The sequence below is a fragment of the Micromonospora sp. NPDC050200 genome, from assembly GCF_040656135.1.
Lineage (GTDB): Bacteria > Actinomycetota > Actinomycetes > Mycobacteriales > Micromonosporaceae > Micromonospora.
Genome location: NZ_JBFALG010000034.1, coordinates 1 through 24,697, shown reverse-complemented (window position 1 = coordinate 24,697; position 24,697 = coordinate 1). Strand labels below are relative to the sequence as shown.

The window sequence follows — 24,697 nt, the reverse complement described above, 5'->3', positions numbered from 1 at the left end:
TTCCTCCGGATTTCGGGAAAGGTGAGGGCGGAAGGGGCATTTCGGGCCATTCTGAATGGGTCCTGACGGCTCCTGCGGGGAGTGCTGATGATCCGGGCTCGATTTGACAAACTGTTCACCGTGGCGGTCGCCGGCGTGCTCGCCGGGCTGGTGCTGGCGGCGGCGGCCCTCCCGGTCGCCCTGGTGGTCGGGCTGGGCTTCGGCGCGCTCGCCACGCCCTACTCCGAACTGCCCGCCAGCCTGCGCACCCCACCCACCGCGCAGCGGTCCAACCTGTACGCCAACGACGGCCGCACCCTGATCACCTCGTTCTACACCGAGGACCGCGTCGAGGTGCCGCTGGAGAAGGTGGCGCCGGTGATGCGCCAGGCCATCGTCGCCGCCGAGGACGCCCGCTTCTACCAGCACCGGGGCGTCGACGTGCGCGGCGTGATCCGGGCCTTCACCGTCAACCGCAGCGGCGGCACGACCCGGCAGGGCGCCTCCACGCTGACCATGCAGTACGTGCGCAACGTGCTGGCCAGCGATCCCCGGCTGACCCGGGAGGAGCGCACGGCGGCCACCGAGATCACCGCCGCCCGCAAGCTGCGGGAGATGCGGTTCGCCCTGTCGCTGGAGCGGGAGCTGGACAAGGACGAGATTCTCCGGCGCTACCTCAACATCGCGTACTTCGGCGCCGGGGCGTACGGCATCGCGGCCGCCAGCAAGCGCTACTTCTCCACCGCGCCGGCGAACCTCACCCTGGCCCAGGCGGCCCTGCTCGCCGGCCTGGTCCGCTCGCCGGACACCGACGACCCGATCAACGGCGACGCCGACGCGGCGCTGGGCCGCCGGGCGTACGTGCTGGACCGGCTGGTCGAGGCGCAGCAGGTGCCGGCGGCCGAGGCGGCGGGGGCGAAGGCCGCCCCGCTGGCCCTGAGCCCCAGCCAGACCCCGAACGACTGCGCCGCCGTGCCGCAGGAGCAGAACGACTGGGGCTTCTTCTGCGACTGGTTCAGCCAGTGGTGGAGCGCCCAGCCGGCCTTCGGCGCCTCGACGGCGGAGCGGCAGGACACCCTGCGCCGGGGCGGCTTCCGGATCGTCTCCTCGCTGGACCCGGCCGTGCAGCGGGCCACCACGCGGCAGGTGCTGGACATCTACCGCGTCACCGACCGCCAGGCGGTGCCGACCGCGGTGGTCCAGCCCGGCACCGGCCGGGTGCTGGCCATGGCGGTGAACCGGAACTACAGCGTGGCCGACAACCCGAGCGGCCAGAAGAACTACCCGAACACGGTCAACCAGCTCATCGGCGGCGGCAACGGCATCGAGGGCTACCAGGCCGGCTCGACCTTCAAGCTCTTCACCATGCTGGCCGCCCTGGAGTCCGGCCTGCCGCTGGATACCAGCTTCACCGCCCCGAGCCGGATCGTCACCCGGTTCCCGAACGGCGCCGGCGCGGCCAGCTGCGACGGCTCCTGGTGCCCGGCCAACGCCACCCCCGACTGGATGGACGGGCCGCACACCATGTGGACCGCCTTCGGCCGCTCGGTGAACACCTACTTCGCCTGGCTGATCGAGCGGGTCGGCGCGGACCGGGTGGTGGAGATGGCCGAGCGGCTGGGCATCGTGTTCCGGGCCGAGGACGACGCCCGGCTGGCCCGCAACGGCGCGCGGAACTGGGGTCCGTTCACCCTCGGGGTCTCCTCGACCACCCCGCTCGACCTGGCCAACGCGTACGCCACGGTGGCCGCCGAGGGAACCTGGTGCGCGCCGCTGCCGGTCGTGTCGATCACCGACAGCGCCGGGCACGAGGTGGCCGCCGGCCGACCGGACTGCCGGCAGGCGGTCGACACCGACGTGGCCCGGGCGGCGGCGGACGCGGCCCGCTGCCCGGTCGGCGACCAGTCGATGTACAACCGCTGCGACGGCGGCACCGCGGAGCGGCTCCGCCTGCTGCTGGGCCGTCCGGTGGCCGGCAAGACCGGCAGCTCGGAGGGGTACGAGACCGAGACCGTGGTCGCGTTCACCCCGCAGCTCGCCGTCGCCTCGATCGCGGCGAACCCGGACAACCCCCGCGACGCGGTCGGCGCGACGGTGCAGGCCCGGATGGTCGACGCGGTGGGCCGGGTGCTCGGCGCCGCCCTGCAGGGCCAGCCCGTCCGCGACTTCGTCCCGCCCAGCGAGGCGGTCGCCTACCGCCGGACCGCCCCCCGCGACGGCAACTGACCCACGGCCACCCGGGATACCGACCGGGCGTGTCCCGGTCCGGAGCCACCAGGTCGCAGGAGCGATATGACGGTCAGGCATACCTGTGACTGACCGTCATATCGCTCAACCCGGCGTCCGTCACCACGGACATCACGCTCTGTGATGTGTGGTAACCCGTGGCTCGGTGACGAGGCATCTCACGGCTTCCGGTGTCCGGCCCATAGACTCCTTCGCTGTGGAGAACGCGAGGGACACCTTCTGGGGGCCGGACTTCCAGCAGCTCAGCACCGTCGACCCGGAGATCGCCGGGGTGGTGCTGGGCGAACTCGACCGGCTGCGCGGCGGCCTGCAGCTGATCGCCAGCGAGAACCTCACCTCCCCGGCGGTGCTCGCGGCGCTCGGCTCGACGCTGACCAACAAGTACGCCGAGGGCTACCCGGGCCGGCGCTACTACGGCGGCTGCGCCGAGGTCGACCGGGCCGAGGAGATCGGCATCGCCCGGGCGAGGGAGCTCTTCGACGCCGAGCACGCCAACCTCCAGCCGCACTCGGGGGCCAGCGCCAATCTCGCCGCGTACGCCGCCCTGGTGCAGCCCGGCGACACGGTGCTGGCGATGGAGCTGCCGCACGGCGGGCACCTCACCCACGGCAGCCGGGTGAACTTCTCCGGCAAGTGGTTCCACACCGTCGGCTACACCGTCCGGCGGGACACCGAGCTGATCGACTACGACGAGGTCCGCGACCTCGCCCTGGCGCACCGACCCAAGATGATCATCTGTGGGGCGACCGCCTACCCCCGGCTGATCGACTTCGCCCGGTTCCGGGAGATCGCCGACGAGGTCGGCGCGTACCTGATGGTGGATGCCGCGCACTTCATCGGGCTGGTCGCCGGCCGGGCCGTCCCGTCCCCGGTGCCGTACGCCGACGTCGTCTGCGCCACCACCCACAAGGTGCTCCGCGGCCCGCGCGGCGGCATGATCCTCTGCCGGGAGCCGCTGGCCGCCCGGATCGACAAGGCGGTCTTCCCGTTCACCCAGGGCGGCCCGCTGATGCACGCCGTCGCCGCCAAGGCGGTCGCGCTGCGCGAGGCCGCGCAGCCCGAATTCCGGGCGTACGCCGCTCAGGTGGTGGAGAACGCCCGGGCGCTCGCCGCCGGGCTGGCCGCCGAGGAGATGCGCCCGGTCTCCGGCGGCACCGACACCCACCTGGCGCTGGTCGACCTGCGCGCTACCGGGGTGACCGGTGCCGAGGCCGAGGCCCGCTGCGACGCCGCGACCATCACCCTGAACAAGAACGCGATCCCGTACGACCCGCAGCAGCCGATGGTCGCCTCCGGCATCCGGGTCGGCACGCCGAGCGTCACCACCCAGGGGATGGGCGTGCCGGAGATGCGGCAGGTCGCGTCGCTGATCGCCCGCGCGGTACGCACCGACCCGGCCGCACCCGGGGGTGCCGACACGCTCGCCGGGATCGCCGCCGAGGTCGCCGAGCTGGCCGCCGCCTTCCCGGCGTACCCCCGTGGCTGAGCCCGGGGTGCGCGCGCCGGACGCGGTCGCGGACCGGCGCTGGCGACTGCGCCACCTGCCGGTGCTGCTGCTCGCCTCGGCGGTGCTTGGCGCGGCGGCCGCCCTGGTCGGCGGGGTGACCGGCGGCGGCGACGCGGCGCTGGGCGCCGCGGCCGGGGTGGCCGTGACGGTGGTCAGCTACACCCTGACCACCGTGGTGCTGGCCTGGGCCGACGCGGTCAACCCGCAGCTGGTGCTCCCGTTCGGGCTGGGCCTGTACGCCGCCAAGTTCACCCTGCTGGGTGTCGTGATGGTGGCCGTGGCGTCGACCGGTTGGGGCGGGCTGATCCCGCTCTGCCTCGGCATCGCGGCGGGGGTGGCGGTCTGGACCGGGGTGCACATCTGGTGGCTGACCAGGATGCACCGCCGCGGGCTGTCCCGCTGACCGCCCGCCGCACACCGGCCGTGGTCGATCCGTGACGCGGTCCCACCTGGCGGGCGGCGCGCGTGTCTGTCCATGTTCGGTCATTTTCTGGCTGGCGGAAGGGGAGTAGCGTGCCTCCAGACGACTTCACCCGCCAGATACCCACACAACCACGGTTGTGCGGGGGGTGAGGCACAGCCTCGTATTCCCGGCTGATATCGTTCGCCCCGTCATGGCTGGTGACCAAACCCCCCGACCCACCGGCGGCCCGGACGATGTTCCGACCGGCGCCGGCCAGGGTTGGACCGCGCTCTCGTACCTCATCGGGGGCATGCTCGTGTGGGGTTTCATCGGCTGGCTGGTCGACCAGTGGCTCGACTCCGGTGGCATCGCCACCGGCATCGGCGTCGTGCTCGGCATGGCCGGGGGGATCATCCTGGTCGTCCGCCGACTCGGCACGCCTACTTAGGAAGGGACGCGGTGTTCGGACAGGCGAACGTCCTGGCAGCGGGCCAGGCGGCATTCCCACCCAGTGTGGAGGACTTCTACCTGCCCAGCATCCTGCCCTGGGGTGCGCACAACTCCTACTGGTTCACCAAGATCACGGCGATGGTGTGGATCGCCGTCGGTGTCCTGATCATCTTCTTCCTCGCCACCTACCGGAATCCGCAGTTGGTGCCGACGAAGAAGCAGTGGTTCGCCGAGTCGATCTACGGCTTCGTGCGGAACAACATCGCGGTCGAGATGATCGGGCACGCGGGGGTGCGGTTCGCGCCGTACTTCACCACGCTGTTCTGCTTCATCCTGCTGACCAACTTCTTCGCGATCCTGCCGCTGTTCCAGATCTCGCCGAACTCGCACATCGCCTTCCCGGCGTTCCTCGCGGCGATCAGCTACGTGCTCTTCATCTACGCCGGCATCAGGCACCACGGCTTCGGCAAGTTCGTCAAGAACTCGCTGATCCCGCCGGCGCCCTGGTACATCCTGCCGCTGCTGATCCCGATCGAGTTCTTCTCGACCTTCCTGGTCCGGCCGTTCTCGCTGGCCGTCCGTCTCTTCGCGAACATGTTCGCCGGCCACATGCTCCTGCTGGTCTTCACGCTCGGCGGCTTCGCGATGCTCAGCGCCAACGCCTGGCTGGCGCCGGTCTCGGTGCTGTCCTGGGTGATGACCATCGCGCTCACCTTCCTCGAATTCCTGGTGATCGTCCTGCAGGCGTACGTCTTCACGGTGCTGACCGCCAGCTACGTGCAGGGCGCGCTCGCCGACGAGCACTGATCCACTTCGTACCAACAGTTGTCGTCCCGCGTGACCGTCACGCGTGATAACCAGGAGGAACCAACCAATGGACGTTCTCGCCGCGGTTTCCGGCAGCACCGCCGCCATCGGCTACGGCCTCGCCGCCATCGGTCCCGGTATCGGCGTCGGCCTGGTCTTCGCCGCCTACATCCAGTCGACCGCCCGGCAGCCGGAGTCGTCCCGGATGACCCTGCCGTACGTCTGGATCGGCTTCGCCGTCATCGAGGCGCTCGCGCTGCTGGGCATCGCCTTCGGCTTCATCTGGCAGGGCACGCTTTCCTGATCCCGCCCTTCGACCGGGAGGTTTCCCATGTTCTTCCTCGCCGCTGAGGGTGGTGCAACGACCCACAACCCGATCATCCCTGCCTGGCAGGAGATCGTGGTCGGTGGGATCGCCTTCATCCTGCTCTGCGTCGTGCTGATGAAGTTCGTCTTCCCGCGCATGGAGCAGACGTTCCAGGCCCGGGTCGACGCGATCGAGGGTGGCATCAAGCGCGCCGAGGCCGCCCAGGCCGAGGCCAACCAGCTCCTCGAGCAGTACCGCGCGCAGCTCGCCGAGGCGCGGACCGACGCCGCCAAGATCCGGGACGACGCCCGGGCCGACGCCGAGGGCATCCGCCAGGACGTCCTCGCCAAGGCGCGGGAGGAGTCCGACCGGATCATCGCGGCCGGCAAGGAGCAGCTCGCCGCCGAGCGGGCCACCATCGTGCGTGAGCTGCGCACGGAGGTCGGCACGATCGCGGTGGACCTGGCCAGCAAGATCGTCGGTGAGTCGCTCGCCGACGAGGCTCGTCGCAAGGGCACCGTCGACCGGTACCTGAGCGGTCTCGAGAGCGCGGGGGCCCGCTGATGCAGGCCGCCAGCCGGGAGTCGTACAAGGTCGCGGCCGAGCGCCTCGACGCGTACGTCCGCGGCGCGGAGCCGTCGGTGGTGGCCTCCACCGCCGACGACATCCTCTCCGTCGCCGATCTGCTGCGGCGCGAGCCGCGGCTGCGCCGGGCGCTGTCGGACCCGGCCCGGTCCGGCGCGGACCGGGCCGGCCTGCTCGGCGACATGCTGCGGGGCAAGATCGGCGCGGACGCGCTCGACCTGCTCGCCTCGCTGGTCTCCGGCCGGTGGTCGGCGCCGTCGGAACTGCTCGACGGCACCGAGCGGCTCGGCGTGGAGGCACTGCTCGCCAGCGCCGACTCCTCGGGTGACCTCGGTGAGGTCGAGGACGAGTTGTTCCGCTTCGGCCAGGTGGTCTCCGGTCAGTCGGCGCTGTCCAACGCGCTGTCCGACCCGATCGCCCCGGTCGGACAGCGGGCCGCGCTGGCCCGTGAGCTGCTCGCCGCCAAGGCCCGCCCGGTGACCGTCCGCCTCGTCGAGGCGGCTCTCGGCGGGTTCGGGGGACGCTCCTTCACCGGGGCGCTCACCCGGCTGGTCGAGCTGGCCGCCGACCGGCGGGACCGGCAGGTCGCGTACGTGACCGTGGCCGCCCCGTTGAGTGACGAGGAGGAGCGACGCCTGGGTGCCCGCCTCTCCGCGATGTACGGTCGAGAGGTTTCCGTCAAGCAGACGGTTGACCCGGAGGTGCTCGGTGGGGTGAGCGTGCGGGTCGGTTCCGACCTGTACGACGGCACCGTCCTGCGCCGCCTCAACGAGACCCGTAACGCGCTCGCGAAGCGCTGACCAGCGTCTCCGCAGCCCCCTGATCGACGCCATTCGGACCGGTCGGTACTAGGTATCCCGGGACCCTGATACTTAAGGAAGCAGAGGATGGCCGAGCTGACCATCTCGACGGAGGAGATCCGCGGCGCCCTGGAGCGCTACGTCTCCTCCTACACCGCCGAAGTCTCCCGCGAGGAGGTCGGCACCGTCGCCGACGCGGGCGACGGCATCGCCCACGTCGAGGGCCTCCCCTCGACCATGACCAACGAGCTCCTGGAGTTCGAGGACGGCACGCTCGGTGTGGCGCTGAACCTCGACGTCCGGGAGATCGGTGTCGTCGTCCTCGGTGACTACGGCGGCATCGAAGAGGGTCAGCGCGTCAAGCGCACCGGCCGGGTGCTTTCCGTGCCGGTCGGCGACGCCTTCCTCGGCCGCGTGGTCAACGCGCTCGGCCAGCCGATCGACGGGCTCGGCGACCTCGCGAACGAGGGCTTCCGTGAGCTGGAGCTCCAGGCCCCGAACGTGATGTCCCGGCAGTCCGTCTCCGAGCCGCTGCAGACCGGTCTCAAGGCCGTTGACGCCATGACCCCGATCGGCCGGGGGCAGCGGCAGCTGATCATCGGTGACCGGAAGACCGGCAAGACCACCGTTGCGCTGGACGCCATCCTCAACCAGCGGGACAACTGGCGCTCCGGCGACCCGAAGAAGCAGGTCCGCTGCATCTACGTCGCCATCGGCCAGAAGGCGTCCACCATCGCCTCCATCAAGGGCCAGCTGGAGGAGGCCGGCGCGATGGAGTACACCACCATCGTGGCCTCCCCGGCCTCCGACCCGGCCGGCTTCAAGTACCTCGCCCCCTACACCGGCTCGTCCATCGGGCAGCACTGGATGTACGGCGGCAAGCACGTCCTGATCGTCTTCGACGACCTGAGCAAGCAGGCCGAGGCGTACCGGGCCGTGTCGCTGCTGCTGCGGCGCCCGCCGGGCCGCGAGGCCTACCCGGGTGACGTCTTCTACCTGCACTCCCGTCTGCTGGAGCGCTGCGCCAAGCTCTCCGACGAGCTGGGCGGCGGCTCGATGACCGGCCTGCCGATCATCGAGACGAAGGCCAGCGACATCTCGGCCTTCATCCCGACCAACGTCATCTCGATCACCGATGGCCAGATCTTCCTCGAGACCGACCTGTTCAACCAGGGCGTCCGGCCGGCCATCAACGTCGGCACCTCGGTCTCCCGGGTCGGTGGCGCCGCGCAGGTGAAGCCGATGAAGAAGGTCGCCGGTTCGCTCCGGCTCAACCTGGCCCAGTACCGCGAGCTGGAGGCGTTCGCCGCCTTCGCCTCCGACCTGGACAGGGCCTCCCGCGCCCAGCTGGAGCGCGGTTCCCGCCTGGTCGAGCTGCTCAAGCAGGCGAACTACGCGCCGTACCCGGTGCAGGAGCAGGTCGTCTCGGTCTGGGCCGGCACCGAGGGCAAGCTGGACGACATCCCGGTGGGCGAGGTCCGGCGCTTCGAGTCGGAGTTCCTCCAGTACCTGCGCCACAAGCACGAAGGCGTCCTCGCCGCGATCGCGGACAACAAGTGGGACGACGAGATCATCGGCTCGCTCGACTCGGCCATCACCGAGTTCAAGCAGCTCTTCCTCGGCAAGGAGGACGAGCAGCGGATCAACGAGGCGCCGGCCAAGCCGCTGGAGGGCGAGGAGAACCGCGAGTCGGTGACCCGCTTCCGGGACGGCTCGACCGACCGCCCGGTAGAGAGCTGACCCATGGCGGCCCAGGTTCGCGTTCTTCGTCAACGGATCCGCTCGGCGAAGTCGATGAAGAAGATCACCAAGGCGATGGAGCTCGTGGCGACGAGCCGGATCGCCAAGGCCCAGGCCCGGGTGGCGGCGTCCCTGCCGTACGCCCAGGCCATCACCGGCGTGCTCACGGCGCTGGCGTCCAACGCGCGGATCGACCACCCGCTGCTCACCCCGCGCGAGCGGGTGCGGCGGGCCGGCGTCCTGCTGGTCACCAGCGACCGGGGTCTCGCCGGTGGTTACAGCTCCAACGCGATCAAGACCGCGGAGTCGCTGATCGCCCGGCTGAAGGCCGACGGCAAGGAGCCGGTGCTCTACGTCATCGGGCGTAAGGGCGTCACGTTCTACCGGTTCCGCAACCGGCCGATCGAGGCGAACTGGACCGGCTTCTCCGAGCAGCCGTCCTTCGCCGACGCCCGTCAGGTGGGCGAGACGCTGATCAAGGCGTTCACCGCCGGCGCGGACGACATCGACGGCGGAGCCGGGGCGGACGGGGTGCTCGGGATCGACGAGCTGCACATCGTCTACACCGAGTTCCACTCCCTGATGACCCAGACGCCGGTCGCGAAGATCATCGGGCCGATGCAGGTCGAGGACCGTCCGCGGTCCGAGGGTCTGCTGCCGGCGTACGAGTTCGAGCCGGAGGCGGACGCGCTGCTCGACGCGCTGCTGCCGAAGTACATCAACACGCGGATCTACGCGGCGTTGATCGAGTCGGCGGCGAGCGAGTCGGCGGCTCGGCGGCGGGCGATGAAGAGCGCCACCGACAACGCCGAAGAGATGATCGAGAAGTACACGCGTGAGATGAACACGGCCCGCCAGGCCGGGATCACCCAGGAGATCAGCGAGATCGTCGGCGGCGCGAACGCGCTCGCCGCGTCGGGAAGTGAAGTGTGATGACTGCCCCAGTAGAGACCAAGACGGCCACGGGTCGCGTGGTCCGGGTCATCGGCCCGGTCGTCGACGCCGAGTTCCCGCGCGACGCCATGCCGGCCCTGTTCAACGCCCTGAACGTCGACGTGACGCTCTCCGGCGGCGAGAAGACGCTGACCCTGGAGGTCGCCCAGCACCTGGGTGACAACATGGTCCGCGCCATCTCGATGCAGCCGACCGACGGTCTGGTCCGCGGCACCGAGGTGCGCGACAGCGGCTCGCCGATCAGCGTGCCGGTGGGCGACGCGGTCAAGGGTCACGTCTTCAACGCGATCGGCGAGTGCCTCAACCTCACCGAGGGCGAGACACTGAACCCGGACGACCGGTGGGGCATCCACCGCAAGGCCCCGGCCTTCGCGGACCTGGAGCCGAAGACCGAGATGCTGGAGACCGGCATCAAGGTCATCGACCTGCTCGCCCCGTACGTCAAGGGCGGCAAGATCGGCCTGTTCGGCGGCGCCGGCGTGGGCAAGACGGTGCTCATCCAGGAGATGATCACCCGGGTCGCCCGGAACTTCGGTGGTACCTCGGTCTTCGCCGGCGTGGGTGAGCGCACCCGTGAGGGCAACGACCTCATCGCCGAGATGACCGAGTCCGGCGTCATCGACAAGACCGCGCTGGTCTACGGCCAGATGGACGAGCCGCCGGGCACCCGGTTGCGGGTGGCGCTGTCCGCGCTGACCATGGCGGAGTACTTCCGCGACGTGAAGAAGCAGGAGGTGCTGCTCTTCATCGACAACATCTTCCGCTTCACCCAGGCCGGTTCCGAGGTCTCCACGCTGCTCGGCCGCATGCCGAGCGCCGTGGGTTACCAGCCGACCCTGGCCGACGAGATGGGCGAGCTCCAGGAGCGGATCACCTCCGTCCGGGGCCAGGCCATCACCTCGATGCAGGCGATCTACGTGCCCGCCGACGACTACACCGACCCGGCGCCGGCCACCACGTTCGCCCACCTGGACGCGACCACCAACCTGGAGCGGTCGATCTCCGACAAGGGCATCTACCCGGCCGTGGACCCGCTGGCGTCCTCGTCCCGGATTCTCGCCCCGGAGTTCGTCGGCCAGGAGCACTTCCAGGTCGCCACCGAGGTGAAGCGGATCCTGCAGCGCTACAAGGACCTGCAGGACATCATCGCCATCCTCGGTATCGAGGAGCTCTCCGAGGAAGACAAGATCACCGTGCAGCGCGCCCGGCGGATCGAGCGCTTCCTGTCGCAGAACACCTACGCCGCCGAGCAGTTCACCGGCGTGCCGGGCTCGACGGTCCCGATCAGCGAGACCATCGAGGCGTTCAAGAAGATCAGCGAGGGCGAGTACGACCACTTCCCCGAGCAGGCCTTCTTCATGTGCGGCGGTCTGGAGGACCTGGAGCGCAAGGCGAAGGAACTGATGTCGGAGGGCTGAGAACTCCGTCACAGCGAACGAAGGCCACCCCGGCTCGCCGGGGTGGCCTTCGGCCTGTCCAGGCCTGTTCGGGCCCGGTGTCCGGTTGCCGGGTGAGCGCTTCCCACGGCGGCGCGGTACCGTTTCGGGCGCGACGCCCGCGAACCGGCGTCGATCCGGTGCAACTTTTCGGCTGCGTACGCCCGTCTCCAGAGTCGTGGGCGTGACGACGAATGGAGAAGCTCGTGGGTAAGGCCGGCAAGGGCGGCGGCAAGCCGTCCATGTGGTCGGGCGTGCCGCGGTGGGCCAGGACGTGCACCGTCTTCGGCGCCGTGCTCATGCTGCTCAGCGGCGTGGTGCTGGTCGGCTACGAGGCGCTGCTGGCCCGGTACGAGGGCGCCGTCGGCAAGGCCGACCTCTTCGGCGACCAGGCGGCCGGGGCGCAGGAGCGCAAGAGCGACATCAAGGGCCCGCTCAACATCCTGCTGGTCGGCATCGACCCGCGCAAGCCGGAGACGCCGCCGCTGGCTGACTCGATCATGGTGCTGCACGTGCCGGAGTCGATGGACCGGGCGTACCTGTTCTCCATGCCCCGCGACCTCGTTGTCGACATCCCCAAATTCGACAAGGCCGGCTACCAGGGCGGCACCGGGAAGCTCAACGGGGCCATGTCGCACGGCAGCCTCGTGCAGGGGCAGAACCCGAGCGCCCCGCAGGGCTTCGAGCTGCTCGCCAAGACCGTGCAGAAGGTGACCGGCATCGAGCGGTTCGACGCCGGTGCGATCATCAACTTCACCGGCTTCCAGAAGATCGTCGACGCGATGGGCGGCGTCGACATGTACATCGAGCGGGACGTGACGTCGGAGCACCGCGAGCCGGACGGCACCCACCGCAAGGGCAACCCGAACGGCCCCGGCTACATCGGGCCGCAGGCGGAGTACAAGAAGGGCAACCAGCACCTGAGCGGCTGGCAGGCGCTGGACTACGTGCGGCAGCGCTACCCCAAGAACGGCGTCCCGGACTCCGACTACGGCCGCCAGCGCCACCAGCAGCAGTTCGTCAAGGCGATGGTCAAGCAGGCGTTCAGCGCGGACGTGGTGACCAACCCGATCAAGCTGGACAAGGTGATCCGGGCCGCCGGCCAGTCGTTGACCTTCAACGGCCGGGGCAGCAGCGTGGTCGACTTCGCCGTCGCCCTCAAGGGCGTCCGGGCGGAGAACGTCGAGCTGATCAAGCTGCCGGGCGGGGGGATCGGCACCGGCAACAATTACAAGGGCGAGCAGTTCGTGCCCGCCGTGAGCGACTTCTTCACCGCCCTGAAGAACGAACAGCTGGACGCGTTCCTGCTCGAACACCCGGAGTTCCGCAACCGGAACAAGTGAGCCCGCGCCACCGCCGGGCCGGCTTCCCGCCGGTCCGGCTCGGCGTGTCACCACGCCGGGTGGCGCAGGTCTCGCCACCCGCGTTGGGGAGCTCCCGGCGGCGGGACTAGACTTTCGGCAATCCGCCGCCGCAGCAAGGAGACAGCGTGGCACAGCAGCTTCACGTCGAGCTCGTAGCCGTCGAGGAGAAGGTCTGGTCCGGTGAGGCCGAGATGGTCGTCGCCCGGACGACCGAGGGTGAGCTGGGTGTGCTGCCGGGGCATGCGCCCCTGCTCGGCCAGCTCGCGGAGCCCAGCCAGGTCCGCATCAAGCAGGCCGGCGGCCAGCAGGTCGCGTACGACGTGGCCGGCGGCTTCCTGTCGGTGACCGGTGAGGGCGTCACCGTCCTCGCCGAGAGCGCCTCCCCGGCCACCCCGGCCCGCTGAGCCGACCCGCCGATGGAGATCGTGGAAGGGATCGGAATCGGCTTCGCGGTGATCGTCGCCGCAGCCCTGATCCTCTTCATCCGGCGGGCCCTCGTCACGCGTAGCGGAGGCATCATCCGGCTCGGCGTCCGGGTCACCACCGTACTCGACGGCCGGGGCTGGTCGCCCGGCTTCGGGCGGTTCGCCGGCGACGAACTCCGGTGGTACCGGATGTTCAGCTTCGCCCTGCGGCCCAAGCGGGTGCTCTCCCGCAAGGAGCTGGTGGTGGAGCGCCGGCGGCTGCCCGAGGGGCAGGAGCGCCTCTCCATGCCCGCCGACTGGGTGATCCTCCGGTGTACCAGTCACCACGCTCCGGTCGAGATCGCCATGGCGCGTTCCACCGTCACCGGATTCCTCAGCTGGTTGGAGGCCGCCCCGCCCGGGGCGGCCTCCCCGCGTCTGGCCTCCCAGGACTGGCCGGCCGCCTGACGTCAGGTGCGGAAGGGGCTCGCCGCCTGGCGAGCCGCCTCTCCGACGGCCCGCGCGAGTCGGCACGCCCGGACCGCTCCGGGCCCAACCCGGCGGCGCGCCCGGGACTTCAGCGGGCCGTCCGCAGTGGTACACCAGGGCCGGCGGCACGTTCGCCCAGACCGTTCGGCCCACGGTCACCTCCTCGAAGAGCGCGTCCAGCAGCCGGCGGAACCGTCGCGCCGGCGGGGTGGGCCGCGCGTGCCGGTAGGCGAAGGTGGTGAAGACGCCGTTCGCACCGAGCGCGCCGACCACCGCGTCGAGGATGGCGCGCTGCCGCTGGGCGGGAAACGCCGCCCAGGGCAGCCGGAGGCGGGTGGCCCCGCACCGGGGTTGCGGCTGCTCAGTCGCCGGGAACGGGAGGTGCTGGCCCTGGTCGGCGCCGGTCTGTCCAATGCGGAGATCGGCGCGCGGCTGCACCTGGGGGTGACCACGGTGAAGACCCACGTGTCCGCCGCGATGGAGAAGCTGGAGCTGCGCAACCGGGTCCAGGCGGCCGTGGTGGCCCACCGGCTCGGGCTGGTCGACGACGACTTCCGTCCGGTCCCGGACCCGGAGGCGCCCTAGCCGGGGGCCGGGGCCTCCGTAGGGGGACGGCCGGCCACCAGGAGGAGCGCGGCCGGCCGCCGGGAGGACGGCGGAGCCACGCGACCGGGGCACGCTGGATCCGTGGCCTTCCTGGATTCGCTGCTCGACCGGCTCGGCGTCCTGCCGCCCGGCCAGGTCCTGCTGGTCGCCGCAGCGGTGCTCGCCGCCGAGGTCGGACTGCTGGTCGGGGTCGTGCTGCCCGCGGCCAGCACCATGCTCGCGGTCGGGCTGCTGGCCCGGGCCGGGGAGCTGGACCTGGGCGTCGCCCTCGCGGTGACCACGCTGGCCGCCTTCGCCGGCGACCAGCTCGGCTACTGGGAGGGGCGGCTGCTCGGTCCGCGCGTCCGGAACGGCCGGGTCGGCCGGTGGATCGGGGCGGCCCGGTGGCGTCGGGCGGAGGCGCTGATCGCCACCAGGGGCGGCACGGCGGTGCTGGTGGGACGGTGGACCGCGTTCGCGCGGACGCTGGTGCCCCGGGTGGCGGGGATGGCCGGGCTGCCGTACCGGCGGTTCCTCCTCTTCGACGCCCCGGCCGTGGCGGTCTGGGTGCCGGGGACGGTGCTGCTCGGCTGGGCGGTCGGCGCCGTACCGGCCGGGCTGCCCGCCGCCGGGGTGGCGTTCGTCGCGGCGGTCGCCGTCGCGGTGGGGCTGCCACGGGTACGCCGTCGACGGTCCGCCGGGCGGCGCTGCCCGCGACCGGCTCGCCGCCCGCGCGGGCTGACCGGACGCGTGCCGGGCTCCCGCCGGCCGGGTGCCGCGCACGGCGCCCCGACCCGACGGGGGCCGCCGACCGTTCCTGACCGGTCCCGGCCGTTCAGCCGGTCGAGGCGACCAACTCGACTTCGTACCCCTGTCCGTCGCTGAGGTAGGCGGCGTACGTCCCGGGGCCGCCGGCGTGCGGGTGCCGGTCCGGGAAGAGCAGTTCCCAGCCGTGCGCCGGTGCGGCCGCGACCAGCCGGTCCACCGCGGCGGGCGGACCGGCGTGGAAGGCCAGGTGGTTGAGCCCCGGCGCCAGCCGGTCGTGCACCCGCCCGGAGAGCGCCGGCGACTCCTCCAGCACCAGGTAGGTCGGGCCGAGCCGCCAGGACCGGCCGGCCGGCCAGTCCTGGTACGTCGTCCAGCCCAGCTCCCCGAGGAGCCAGCCCCAGCTGGGTTTCGCCGCGTCGAGGTCGGGCACCCAGACCTCGACGTGGTGCAGCGCGCCGGCGCTCAGCGCTCACCGCCCGGCACCCATAGCACATCTCCGTTCGGATTTGCCGTTCTTGACAGGATGAAGAGCAGATCCGAGAGGCGGTTGAGATACTTTGCCGGAAGGGAGCTGGTGCGATCCGGGTCGTGCGCGACCAGTGCCCAGGCGGCCCGTTCGGCGCGCCGGGCGACCGTCCGTGCCACGTGCAGCAGTGCCGCGCCAGCGGTGCCGCCGGGGAGGATGAAGGAGTCGAGCTTGCTCAGGCGTGCGTTGTACTCGTCGCACCAGCTCTCAAGGCGCTCCACGTACTCCTCGGTGACCCGCAGCGGCGGGTACTTCGGGTCCGGCTCGACCGGGGTGGCCAGGTCGGCGCCCACGTCGAACATGTCGTTCTGGATCGACCCCAGCACCGCTCGGAGCTCCTCGTCGAGCTGCCCCAGGGCGAGCGCCACGCCGATCGCGGCGTTGCACTCGTCGACGTCCGCGTACGCGGCGATCCGGGGGTCGGTCTTCGACACCAGCTCGTTGTTGCTCAGCCTGGTCATGCCGGCGTCGCCGGCCTTGGTGTAGATGCGCGTGAGGTGGACGGCCATGACGCACAGCCTACGGATACCGGACCTGACGATCCCGGCCCGGCCGGGCCCGGCCCCCGGGTGGCCGGGCGGAGCGGGGCCCGGTGACGCCGGTGACCTGGCGGTCAACGACGTCGACGTCATCCGGGTCGACGGCGACGCCCGCCTGGCCGGCACGGTGCACGTGGTCGGGGCCAAGAACTCCGCGCTCAAGCTGATGGCGGCGGCGCTGCTCGCCCCGGGCCGCAGCGTGATCACCAACGTTCCCCGGATCACCGATATCGCGATCATGGGAGAGGTGCTGCGCCGGCTGGGCTGCGGCGTGCGGTTCGAGGCCGACGATCCGGTCGACCCGATGGTCGCCCTGGGCGGGGTCGCCCGGTCCCGCTCGGTGGTCATCGACGTGCCCGAGCGGCCCGGCGCGGAGGCCGACTACGACCTGGTCCGCCGGCTGCGCGCGTCGATCTGCGTGCTGGGCCCGCTGCTGGCCCGCCGGGGGCACGTGCGGGTGGCCCACCCCGGCGGGGACGCGATCGGCTCCCGCGGGCTGGACATGCACATCTCCGGGCTGACCCGGATGGGCGCCGACATCTCCGGTGAGCACGGCTTCGTCATCGCCTCCGCCCCGGACGGCCTGCACGGCGCGGAGATCGTGCTGGACTTCCCCAGCGTGGGGGCCACCGAGAACCTGGTGATGGCGGCGGTGCTGGCCCGGGGCGTGACGGTGATCGACAACGCGGCCCGCGAGCCGGAGATCGTCGACATCTGCACCATGGCCAACCAGATGGGTGCCCGGATCTCCGGCGCGGGCACCTCCACCCTGCGCATCGTCGGGGTGCCCGAGCTGCGTCCGGTGCGGCACGCCACGGTGGGGGACCGGATCGTCGCCGGCACCTGGGCGTTCGGCGCCGCGATGACCCGGGGGGACGTCACCGTCACCGGCCTGGACCCGGCCTACCTGGAGGTCGCGCTGGACAAGCTGGTCTCGGCCGGCGCCCTGGTGGAGACCCGCGGCGACGCCTTCCGGGTACGCGCCGACGACCGGCCCGCCGCTGTCGACGTGGTCACCCTGCCGTACCCGGGCTTCGCCACCGACCTGCTGCCGATGGCGATCGGCCTGGCCGCGCTGAGTGACGGGGCCTCGCTGATCACGGAGAACATCTTCGACGGCCGGTTCATGTTCGCCAACGAGATGATGCGGCTGGGGGCGGACATCAAGACCGACGGCCACCACGCGGTGGTACGGGGCCGCGACCGCCTCTCCGGCGCCCCGGTGCGCGCCACCGACATCCGGGCCGGCGCGGGCCTGATCATCGCGGGGCTCTGCGCGCAGGGGGTCACCGAGGTGTCCCACGTGCACCACGTCGACCGGGGCTACCCGGACTTCGTGGCCGACCTGCGGGCGCTCGGTGTGGAGGTGGAGCGGGGGACCACGCCGGAGGCGCCGGACCTCACCATCTGAGGGGGCCCGCCGCCGCGCCGGGGCCTTAGCCGTCGTTCAGGCTCGCCGACTAGGGTGCAGACAGACACTCAATCGCAGCGAGGGAGAAGCAGATGGCGGGTCGACTCGCGGTCGTCGGTGCCGGGCTGATGGGTTCGGGCATCGCCCAGGTCGCGGCGCAGGCGGGCTGGCAGGTGACGCTGCGCGACCTGGACGACGCGGCCACCGGGCGGGGCGTCGACGGCATCCGGAAGTCGCTGGAGAAGTTCGCCGAGAAGGGCCGCATCGACGCGTCCGAGGTCGAGGCGACGCTGGGTCGGATCACTCCCACCACCGACCTGGAGGCGGTCGCCGACGCGGACATCGTGGTCGAGGCGGTCTTCGAGCGGCTGGAGATCAAGCACGAGGTGTTCCGCGCGCTGGACAAGATCTGCAAGTCCGACGCGGTGCTGGCCACCAACACCTCGGCCATCCCGGTGACCCAGATCGCCGCGGTGACGCAGCGCCCGGAGTCGGTCGTCGGCACCCACTTCTTCTCGCCGGTGCCGATGATGAAGCTCTGCGAGCTGGTCCGGGGCTACAAGACCAGCGACGAGACCCTGGCCCGCTCCAAGGCGTTCGCCGAGGGAATCGGCAAGACCGTGGTGGTGGTCAACCGGGACATCGCCGGTTTCGTCACCACCCGGCTGATCTCGGCGCTGGTCGTCGAGGCGGTCAAGCTGGTCGAGTCCGGCGTGGTGTCGGCGGAGGACCTGGACACCGCCTGCCGGCTCGGCTTCGGCCACGCCATGGGCCCGCTGGCCACCACCGACCTGACCGGCGCGGACGTGCTGCTGCACGCCTCGAAGAACATCTACACCGACACCGCCGACGAGAAGTTCTTCCCGCCGGAGCTGCTCCAGCGCATGGTCACCGCCGGCGACCTGGGGCGCAAGACCGGCAAGGGCTTCTACACGTACTGAGTCCGGTCAGACGGCAGGGGCGGGCACCGGGCGCCCGTCCCTGTGTCGTCGTCAGCCGTCGCGCTTGGTGGTCCAGCGGAAGGTGGTCAGGCAGAGCACCAGGCCGATCACGCACCACAGCGCCAGCACCAGGGCGACCCGGCCCAGCTCGAACGAGCCGGCCGGTTCCTGGGCGCCGAAGCTCTCCGGCAGGAAGACCGCCCGCAGCCCCTGGCACATCCACTTGAGCGGGAAGAGCGCCGCCGCCTGCTGCATCCAGGCGGGCAGCTCGGTGAAGACGAAGAACACCCCGGAGATGAACTGGAGCACCAGGGAGACCGGGGTGACCACGGCGGAGCCGCTGCGCGCGGTGCGGGCTAGCGAGGAGATGGCGATCCCGCACAGGGTGCAGGCGGTCACCCCGAGCACGGCGACCCAGCCGAAGGTGAACCACTTCGCGGCGGTGCCCGGCAGGTCCAGGTCGAACAGCGCCACGGCCACGGCCAGGAGCAGCGCGGTCTCGGCGACGCCGATCGCCACCACCATGATCACCTTGCCGGCGAACCAGACCCACTTCGGCATCGGGGTGCCCCGGTAGCGCTTGAGCACCCCCCGGTCCCGCTCGATCGGGATCCAGATGCCGAGGTTCTGGAAGCTCACCGTCATCAGCCCGGTCGCGATCATGCCGGTGATGAAGTACTGGGTGAACTTCACCCCGCCGCTGATCGTGCCGTCGAAGATCGAGGCGAAGATCAGGATCATGATGATCGGGAAGCCCATCGTGAAGACGACGGATTCCCGGCTGCGCAGGAACTGGGTGATCTCCAGCCGGCCCTGCCGCAGCGCGAGGGCGCCGGGCTTCACCCGCCGGCCACCGGTGGCGGCGACCGGGGCCGCCGGCTTCGTCGTGGTCGTCATCAGTGTCCGATCATCCGCAGGTAGACGTCTTCCAGGGTCGGCCGGGTAACCGTCAGGCCGGGGACCTCGCCGCCGAAGCGCCCGGCCAGCTCCGCCACCAGGGCCGTCGGCGTCGCGCTCTCCACGCTCTCCGGCAGACCCTCCGGGGTACGCCAGGAGACGGTCGCCAGGGCCTCCTGCCGGTTGCCGAGCTGGTTCGGCGGGGCCACCTCGACCAGCCGGCCGCCGGCGATCACCCCGACCCGGTCGGCGAGTGACTCGGCCTCGTCCAGGTAGTGGGTGGTGAGCACGATGGTGGTGCCGGCCGCCGCGAGGTCCCGGATCAGTTCCCAGAACTCCCGCCGGGCCTCCGGGTCGAAGCCGGTGGTCGGTTCGTCGAGGAAGAGCAGCTCGGGGCGGCCGATGATGCCCAGCGCCACGTCGAGGCGGCGCTTCTGCCCGCCGGAGAGGGTGTGCGTGCGGGCCTTCGCCTTGCCGGTCAGGCCGACCCGCTCGACCACCTTGTCCGGGTCGTCCGCGTCCGGGTAGAAGCCGGAGAAGTGCCGGACCACCTCGGCGACGGTCAGCTCGTCGAACTCGCCGGTGCCCTGGAGCACGATGCCGACCCGGGAACGCCAGTCTCGGGCCGGGTGTCGTGGGGCGCGCGAGGAGCGAGCTTGCGAGCCCCGCAGTCGCGACCCGAAGACAAACTCAGGGTCGCTGCCCAGCACGGAAACCTCGCCGGCGTCGCGCTGCCGGTAGCCCTCCAGGATCTCCACCGTGGTGGTCTTGCCCGCGCCGTTCGGGCCGAGCAGGGCGAACACCTCACCGCGCCGGACGTCGAGGTCGACCCCCGCCACCGCGACGTTGTCGCCGTACGCCTTGCGCAGTCCCCGTACGGAGATCGCGAGCTCGTCATCCATGACGTCCAGTGTGCGACCCGGCCGCCACCTGCGGCGGGCCGGGGTGTGGTGGTGTCGGCCATGTCGCGCCGCTCGTGCCCGGTGGTCCGCTCCATGGACGTGTGTGGTTTTCCACAGCCCGTTTTACTGAACGGTAACTTAGACTCCGGCCATGGACGAGAAGGCACTCCCGGGCCGGCTGCCGGAGCGCGACCGCCCCTGGGTGATGCGCACGTACGCCGGGCACTCCTCCGCCGCGGCCACCAACGCGCTCTTCCGGCGCAACCTCGCCAAGGGGCAGACCGGTCTGTCGGTCGCCTTCGACCTGCCGACCCAGACCGGGTACGACCCGGACCACGAGCTGGCCGCCGGCGAGGTCGGCCGGGTCGGGGTGCCGGTCGCCCACCTGGGCGACATGCGGGCACTCTTCGACGGCATCCCGCTGGCCGAGATGAACACCTCGATGACCATCAACGCGCCGGCGATGTGGCTCCTCGCCCTCTACGGCACGGTGGCGATGGAGCAGGGTCACACCGCCTCGATGCTCTCCGGCACCACGCAGAACGACATCATCAAGGAGTACCTGTCCCGGGGGACGTACATCTTCCCGCCGGCGGCGTCGCTGCGGCTGACCGCCGACGTCATCGCGTACACGCTGCGCGAGATGCCGCGCTGGAACCCGACGAACATCTGCTCGTACCACCTCCAGGAGGCCGGCGCCACGCCGGTGCAGGAGATCGGCTTCGCGCTGGCCACCGCCGTCGCCGTGCTCGACGCGGTCCGCGACTCCGGCCAGGTGCCCGCCGAGCGGATGGGCGACGTGGTGCAGCGGATCTCCTTCTTCGTCAACGCCGGGGTGCGCTTCGTCGAGGAGATCGCCAAGATGCGCGCCTTCGGCACCCTCTGGGACGAGATCGCCCGCCAGCGGTACGGCGTGCAGAACCCGAAGCAGCGCCGCTTCCGCTACGGGGTGCAGGTCAACTCGCTGGGCCTGACCGAGGCGCAGCCGGAGAACAACATCCAGCGCATCGTGCTGGAGATGCTCGGCGTCACCCTCTCCCGGGACGCCCGGGCCCGCGCGGTGCAGCTGCCCGCCTGGAACGAGGCGCTCGGCCTGCCCCGCCCGTGGGACCAGCAGTGGTCGCTGCGGATGCAGCAGGTGCTCGCGTACGAGTCGGACCTGCTCGAGTACCCGGACCTCTTCGAGGGTTCGCACGTGATGGCCGCGCTGGTCGACGAGATCGTCACCGGCGCCCGCGTCGAGCTGGAGAAGGTGCTGGAGATGGGCGGCGTGGTGGCCGCCGTGGAGACCGGCTACCTCAAGAGCGCGCTGGTCGCCTCGCTGGCCGACCGGCGCCGCCGGATGGAGTCCGGCGCCGACGTGGTGGTCGGCGTCAACCGGTTCACCGGGACCGAGCCGTCCCCGCTGACCGCCGCCGGGGCGGAGGCCGTCGAGCAGGTCGACCCGGCGGTCGAGGCGGCGGCCACCGCCTCCGTACGCGAGTGGCGGGCTGGGCGGGACGGCGCGGCGGTCGACGCGGCACTGGCCCGGCTCCGCACGGACGCCGCGACCACGACCAACCTGATGCTGGCGACGCTGGAGTGCGTGCGGGCCGGGGTGACCACCGGCGAGTGGGCCGGCGCGCTGCGCCAGGTCTTCGGCGAGTACCGGGCGCCGACCGGGCTGACCGGCGTGGCCGGGGTCGGCGGGGACGCCACCCTCGTCGCGGTCCGGGAGCGGGTCGCCGCCACCGCCAGGGAGCTGGGCAGCGGCCGGCTGCGGCTGCTGGTCGGCAAGCCCGGCCTGGACGGGCACTCCAACGGCGCCGAGCAGATCGCGGTACGCGCCCGGGACGCCGGCTTCGAGGTGGTCTACCAGGGCATCCGGCTGACCGCCGGGCAGATCGTCGCGGCCGCCGTCGAGGAGGACGTGGACCTGGTCGGCCTGTCGGTGCTCTCCGGCTCGCACCTGGCGGCCGTGCCGGCGGTGCTCGACGGGCTGCGCGCGGCCGGGCGCGGTGACCTGCCGGTGGTCGTCGGCGGGATCATCCCCGCCGGGGACGCCGAGGCGTTGCGGGTCGCCGGGGTCGCCCGGGTCTTCACCCCGAAGGACTTCGCCCTGACCGGCATCATCGACGAGTTGGTCGGCGTGATCCGGGAGGCCAACGGCCTGACCGGCTGACCCACGGCCCGCGCCGGCGCGACCGGGTCAACGGCCTGACCGGCCCGCGGCCGGCCGCTCACCTGCGGCTGGTCGCCGTGGTCAGCGGCTCTGGTACGTCATGCAGTCGGCCATGTCGTTGTCCGGGCCGACGGTGATCGCCGGGGCGCGGCACTCCAGCTCGGAGTTGTGCCGGCAGTCCGACCGGCTGCAGGCGCCCACCTGGGCGATGAGCTGCTCGAGCCCGCCCCGCACCGGCATCTCCACGAAGGTGTGGCAGTGGGCGTGGTCGCTGCTGCCGATCGTGATGGCGAAGGCGTGGCAGTCGTTGCTGCGGTTGTAGGCGCAGGACGCGACGGCGCACTCCTGCACCCGGGGCATCTCCATCGCTGCGGTCATGACGGCCTCCCTCTCGGCTCCTGCCCCGATGGTAGGCATTTGCCCGATTTTGGGGTGGACTTCCCGGGGACGGTCACCCACAGAGGCGCCAGGCCCCGTCCTCCTTGACGAGGCTCAACACCTGGGTGCGCTCACCGCCGGTCTCCGTCGTCAGCCGGACGGTGGCGGTGCCCCGCACCCGGCCGTTGGTGTTGTTGACGGCCAGCCCCGCGATGTCGTAGTCGACCAGTCGCGGCTCGGTCTCCTGCCGGCGGCTGAAGTCGGCCAGCGACGTCCGCTCCCGCTCCTCGCGGCAGAGCAGCTCGTACGCCCGCTGGTGGTCGCCGGCCCGGACGGCGTCCAGGTAGCTGGTCGTGGTGTCCCGGACCGGCCCGACCGCCTCCTTCGCCGCCCCGTAGACGAAGAAGCCGGCCGGCGGGCCGGGCCCCCGGCGGGCAGATCAGCTGTCCGCGTTGCGTCTCACCGGGCGGGGGTGGCCGGGCCGAGCACCTCGGAGAGGGGAGCCGGCTCCAGACCCCGCTCGGCCAGTCCGGCCAGGATGTGCGGCAGCGCCTCGTCGGTCATCGCCGCGTTCGCCTCGGTGACGTGCATGATGATCACCGAGCCGGGCCGGACCTGGCTCAGCACCGCCCGGACGATCGGCTGCCAGGCGGTGGCGAAGGGATCGCCGCTGACCACGTCGCCGTCCACCACGGTCAGCCCGAGCGGCGCCAGTTCGGCCAGCGCCGCCCGGTCGTGGCAGAGGCCGGGGAAGCGGAAGTAGCGGGTCTGCCGGCCGCCGTACCGGCCGATCACCTCGAAGGTCCGCGCCACGTCCCGGGTCATCTCCCGCCGGGGCAGCGTCGTCAGCTGGTAGCAGCGCGGGGTGAACGCCGCGTGCCCGTAGGTGTGGTTGGCCAGCTCGAACCGCGGATTGGCGGCCAGCCGGCGGGTCAGCTCCGGGTACTCCTCGACCCACTTGCCGGTGAGGAAGAAGGTGGCCGGCACCCGCTCGCGCTCCAGCAACTCGACGATCGTCAGGTTCGCGTACGACGGCGGGTGCGGCCCGCGCAACTGCCGGCGCATCGCGTCGGTCATGTCCGCGTCGAAGGTGAGCGCCACCCTGCCCCCGGTACGGGGACCGTGGTCGACCACCGGCGGCAGGGTGCCCGGCGTGGTCGCCCCGGGCAGGCCGCCGCCGTCCCCGGGCGGCCCGCTCCGATCGGGCGTCGGCGTCGTCCCACCCGGCCCGGTCGTCCCGTCCGGCCCGACCTGCCCCGCTGTGCCGTCGGGCCCGACCTGCCCCGCCGTGGCGTCCGGGGCGGCCGGACCGGTGGTGGCCGCGCTGCCGGGCATCCTGAGCACGGTCGCCCGTACCGGCGCCCGTAGCGGCGTGACGAGGAGCGCGACGACGGCGATCAGCGCGACCGCGACCAGCGGGACGCGGGAGTTCTTGACGTGCACTGCCTGATCATGGCAGTGCCGGCGGGATCGCGGTGGCCCCCTTTACGGATCCCTCCGTACCCGGCGCTCGGTGGATCGGTCCCGGTTCCATCTCGGCGGGTGACCCTTCCTCACGCGGTTGCTCGCTTGGCCCGCGCCAGGCCGGCTGATCGACGCCGTTCTCCACGCTGTGGCGCTGTCCGGGTGCGGTGAGCGACTCCGTATCGGCGCTGTGGCGGTGTCGGGGTGGGTGAGCGCCTCCCTGTCGGCGATGTGGCGGTGCCGGCAAGGGACGTGGGGTCCTGGGCCGCCGATCGGCGGGTGCTACGTCGCCGCCCCACCGGGCGGTCTCGTTCGACTGGGCACTTTTCCATGCCAAGCGGTATATCCGGATAGCGCCCACAGAGCATGAGGTGGGGCTCCGGCTGTCCGGCTCGACCGCGTCGGACCCGCGAGGGCGTCCGGGCGGGGAATGTCCGGTTCCACGGTCGATCCGGCGCGCCCAGGTGTCCCGGTCTGGGCCGCTCAGTATCGGCCTGTCCCGTGGCCGGCGGCACCCGGGCGGCGGAATGATGGCCGGCCCGGGGTCGTTACATCACCTGGACGATCGCAGCAGCAGTCCCCGCTGGCCTGGCCCGATGGCCGCCGCGGGGTGCGGGCCCCCGGGAATGGTGGTGGGCCGCCGGTCGTTACAC

Annotated in this window: 24 protein-coding genes and 1 pseudogene; 19 read left to right on the top strand and 6 right to left on the bottom strand. The window is 71.7% G+C overall.

All coding sequences use genetic code 11. From position 1 onward, the window contains the following. The first annotated feature begins 87 nt into the window (after positions 1 to 87). From AB0I41_RS21960 to AB0I41_RS21885, 16 genes and pseudogenes are all read left to right on the top strand, one after another. Positions 88 to 2,205, top strand: coding sequence for a transglycosylase domain-containing protein (locus tag AB0I41_RS21960; RefSeq protein WP_357110469.1), 2,118 nt, complete (start codon positions 88 to 90; stop codon positions 2,203 to 2,205). A 217-nt stretch (positions 2,206 to 2,422) separates the two neighbouring features. Beyond that, a complete protein-coding gene (glyA, locus tag AB0I41_RS21955; RefSeq protein ID WP_357110466.1) occupies positions 2,423 to 3,712 on the top strand; it encodes a serine hydroxymethyltransferase in 1,290 nt (429 codons plus the stop codon). Continuing rightward, a complete protein-coding gene (locus AB0I41_RS21950) occupies positions 3,705 to 4,136 on the top strand; it encodes a hypothetical protein (RefSeq protein ID WP_357110464.1) in 432 nt (143 codons plus the stop codon). Before glyA ends, AB0I41_RS21950 begins: the two co-directional genes overlap by 8 nt. Positions 4,137 to 4,347: 211 nt before the next feature. After that, positions 4,348 to 4,584: an AtpZ/AtpI family protein gene (locus AB0I41_RS21945; protein ID WP_302746006.1), complete on the top strand. Its 237-nt coding sequence runs from the start codon at positions 4,348 to 4,350 to the stop codon at positions 4,582 to 4,584. Between the two features lie 11 nt (positions 4,585 to 4,595). Next, a complete protein-coding gene (gene atpB / locus AB0I41_RS21940) occupies positions 4,596 to 5,393 on the top strand; it encodes a F0F1 ATP synthase subunit A (protein ID WP_357110462.1) in 798 nt (265 codons plus the stop codon). Positions 5,394 to 5,460: 67 nt separating this feature from the next. Continuing rightward, positions 5,461 to 5,697, top strand: coding sequence for an ATP synthase F0 subunit C (locus tag AB0I41_RS21935; RefSeq protein WP_357110459.1), 237 nt, complete (start codon positions 5,461 to 5,463; stop codon positions 5,695 to 5,697). A gap of 27 nt (positions 5,698 to 5,724) precedes the next feature. Beyond that, the gene (locus AB0I41_RS21930; protein WP_357110456.1) at positions 5,725 to 6,264 is read left to right on the top strand and encodes a F0F1 ATP synthase subunit B; all 540 of its coding nucleotides are present in this window, start codon (positions 5,725 to 5,727) and stop codon (positions 6,262 to 6,264) included. Next, positions 6,264 to 7,085 (top strand): F0F1 ATP synthase subunit delta, encoded by an 822-nt coding sequence (locus AB0I41_RS21925; RefSeq protein WP_357110453.1) that lies wholly within the window; start codon positions 6,264 to 6,266, stop codon positions 7,083 to 7,085. Before AB0I41_RS21930 ends, AB0I41_RS21925 begins: the two co-directional genes overlap by 1 nt. Before the next feature lie 87 nt (positions 7,086 to 7,172). Continuing rightward, a complete protein-coding gene (gene atpA / locus AB0I41_RS21920; RefSeq protein WP_357110451.1) occupies positions 7,173 to 8,825 on the top strand; it encodes a F0F1 ATP synthase subunit alpha in 1,653 nt (550 codons plus the stop codon). Between the two features lie 3 nt (positions 8,826 to 8,828). Further along, complete coding sequence (locus AB0I41_RS21915; RefSeq protein ID WP_357110448.1) at positions 8,829 to 9,758, top strand: F0F1 ATP synthase subunit gamma; 930 nt, start codon at positions 8,829 to 8,831, stop codon at positions 9,756 to 9,758. Then, positions 9,758 to 11,197, top strand: coding sequence for a F0F1 ATP synthase subunit beta (gene atpD / locus AB0I41_RS21910; protein WP_357110445.1), 1,440 nt, complete (start codon positions 9,758 to 9,760; stop codon positions 11,195 to 11,197). The genes AB0I41_RS21915 and atpD overlap by 1 nt, the downstream gene beginning before the upstream one ends. A gap of 212 nt (positions 11,198 to 11,409) precedes the next feature. Continuing rightward, complete coding sequence (locus AB0I41_RS21905) at positions 11,410 to 12,558, top strand: LCP family protein (RefSeq protein WP_357110442.1); 1,149 nt, start codon at positions 11,410 to 11,412, stop codon at positions 12,556 to 12,558. A gap of 146 nt (positions 12,559 to 12,704) precedes the next feature. Further along, positions 12,705 to 12,983 carry a F0F1 ATP synthase subunit epsilon gene (locus AB0I41_RS21900; protein ID WP_088960575.1) on the top strand — a complete coding sequence of 93 codons (279 nt, stop codon included), beginning with the start codon at positions 12,705 to 12,707 and terminating at the stop codon, positions 12,981 to 12,983. 12 nt (positions 12,984 to 12,995) lie between these two features. Then, entirely contained in the window at positions 12,996 to 13,451 is a 456-nt protein-coding gene (locus AB0I41_RS21895) for a DUF2550 domain-containing protein (RefSeq protein WP_357110439.1), read from the top strand. Between the two features lie 381 nt (positions 13,452 to 13,832). Further along, positions 13,833 to 14,057: pseudogene (locus tag AB0I41_RS21890) on the top strand (response regulator transcription factor); the annotation flags it as partial. Between the two features lie 102 nt (positions 14,058 to 14,159). Then, positions 14,160 to 14,942, top strand: coding sequence for a DedA family protein (locus AB0I41_RS21885; RefSeq protein WP_357110437.1), 783 nt, complete (start codon positions 14,160 to 14,162; stop codon positions 14,940 to 14,942). Here the strand turns inward: AB0I41_RS21885 and AB0I41_RS21880 are convergent. Then, a complete protein-coding gene (locus tag AB0I41_RS21880) occupies positions 14,893 to 15,291 on the bottom strand; it encodes a VOC family protein (RefSeq protein WP_357110574.1) in 399 nt (132 codons plus the stop codon). The two genes, AB0I41_RS21885 and AB0I41_RS21880, sit on opposite strands and share 50 nt — an antisense overlap. Next, entirely contained in the window at positions 15,288 to 15,860 is a 573-nt protein-coding gene (locus AB0I41_RS21875) for a cob(I)yrinic acid a,c-diamide adenosyltransferase (protein WP_357110434.1), read from the bottom strand. The genes AB0I41_RS21880 and AB0I41_RS21875 overlap by 4 nt, the downstream gene beginning before the upstream one ends. On the opposite strand from AB0I41_RS21875, the gene murA reads away from it, so the two are divergent. After that, the gene (murA, locus tag AB0I41_RS21870) at positions 15,859 to 17,301 is read left to right on the top strand and encodes a UDP-N-acetylglucosamine 1-carboxyvinyltransferase (RefSeq protein WP_357110431.1); all 1,443 of its coding nucleotides are present in this window, start codon (positions 15,859 to 15,861) and stop codon (positions 17,299 to 17,301) included. The genes AB0I41_RS21875 and murA overlap by 2 nt on opposite strands. Before the next feature lie 92 nt (positions 17,302 to 17,393). Then, entirely contained in the window at positions 17,394 to 18,242 is an 849-nt protein-coding gene (locus tag AB0I41_RS21865; RefSeq protein ID WP_357110428.1) for a 3-hydroxyacyl-CoA dehydrogenase family protein, read from the top strand. Between the two features lie 51 nt (positions 18,243 to 18,293). Here AB0I41_RS21865 and AB0I41_RS21860 read toward each other — a convergent pair whose 3' ends face one another. Both AB0I41_RS21860 and AB0I41_RS21855 read right to left on the bottom strand, forming a co-directional pair. Next, positions 18,294 to 19,139: an ABC transporter permease gene (locus AB0I41_RS21860; protein ID WP_357110425.1), complete on the bottom strand. Its 846-nt coding sequence runs from the start codon at positions 19,137 to 19,139 to the stop codon at positions 18,294 to 18,296. After that, complete coding sequence (locus AB0I41_RS21855) at positions 19,139 to 20,041, bottom strand: ABC transporter ATP-binding protein (RefSeq protein ID WP_357110423.1); 903 nt, start codon at positions 20,039 to 20,041, stop codon at positions 19,139 to 19,141. The genes AB0I41_RS21860 and AB0I41_RS21855 overlap by 1 nt, the downstream gene beginning before the upstream one ends. 151 nt (positions 20,042 to 20,192) lie before the next feature. Here AB0I41_RS21855 and AB0I41_RS21850 point away from each other — a divergent pair, with 151 nt between their 5' ends. Continuing rightward, complete coding sequence (locus AB0I41_RS21850; RefSeq protein WP_357110421.1) at positions 20,193 to 22,202, top strand: protein meaA; 2,010 nt, start codon at positions 20,193 to 20,195, stop codon at positions 22,200 to 22,202. A gap of 81 nt (positions 22,203 to 22,283) precedes the next feature. Here AB0I41_RS21850 and AB0I41_RS21845 read toward each other — a convergent pair whose 3' ends face one another. Beyond that, positions 22,284 to 22,580 (bottom strand): DUF1540 domain-containing protein, encoded by a 297-nt coding sequence (locus AB0I41_RS21845; protein WP_357110418.1) that lies wholly within the window; start codon positions 22,578 to 22,580, stop codon positions 22,284 to 22,286. 459 nt (positions 22,581 to 23,039) lie between these two features. Further along, positions 23,040 to 24,023, bottom strand: a complete 984-nt coding sequence (locus tag AB0I41_RS21840; RefSeq protein ID WP_357110415.1) for a polysaccharide deacetylase family protein — start codon at positions 24,021 to 24,023, stop codon at positions 23,040 to 23,042. Between the last annotated feature and the right edge of the window lie 674 nt (positions 24,024 to 24,697).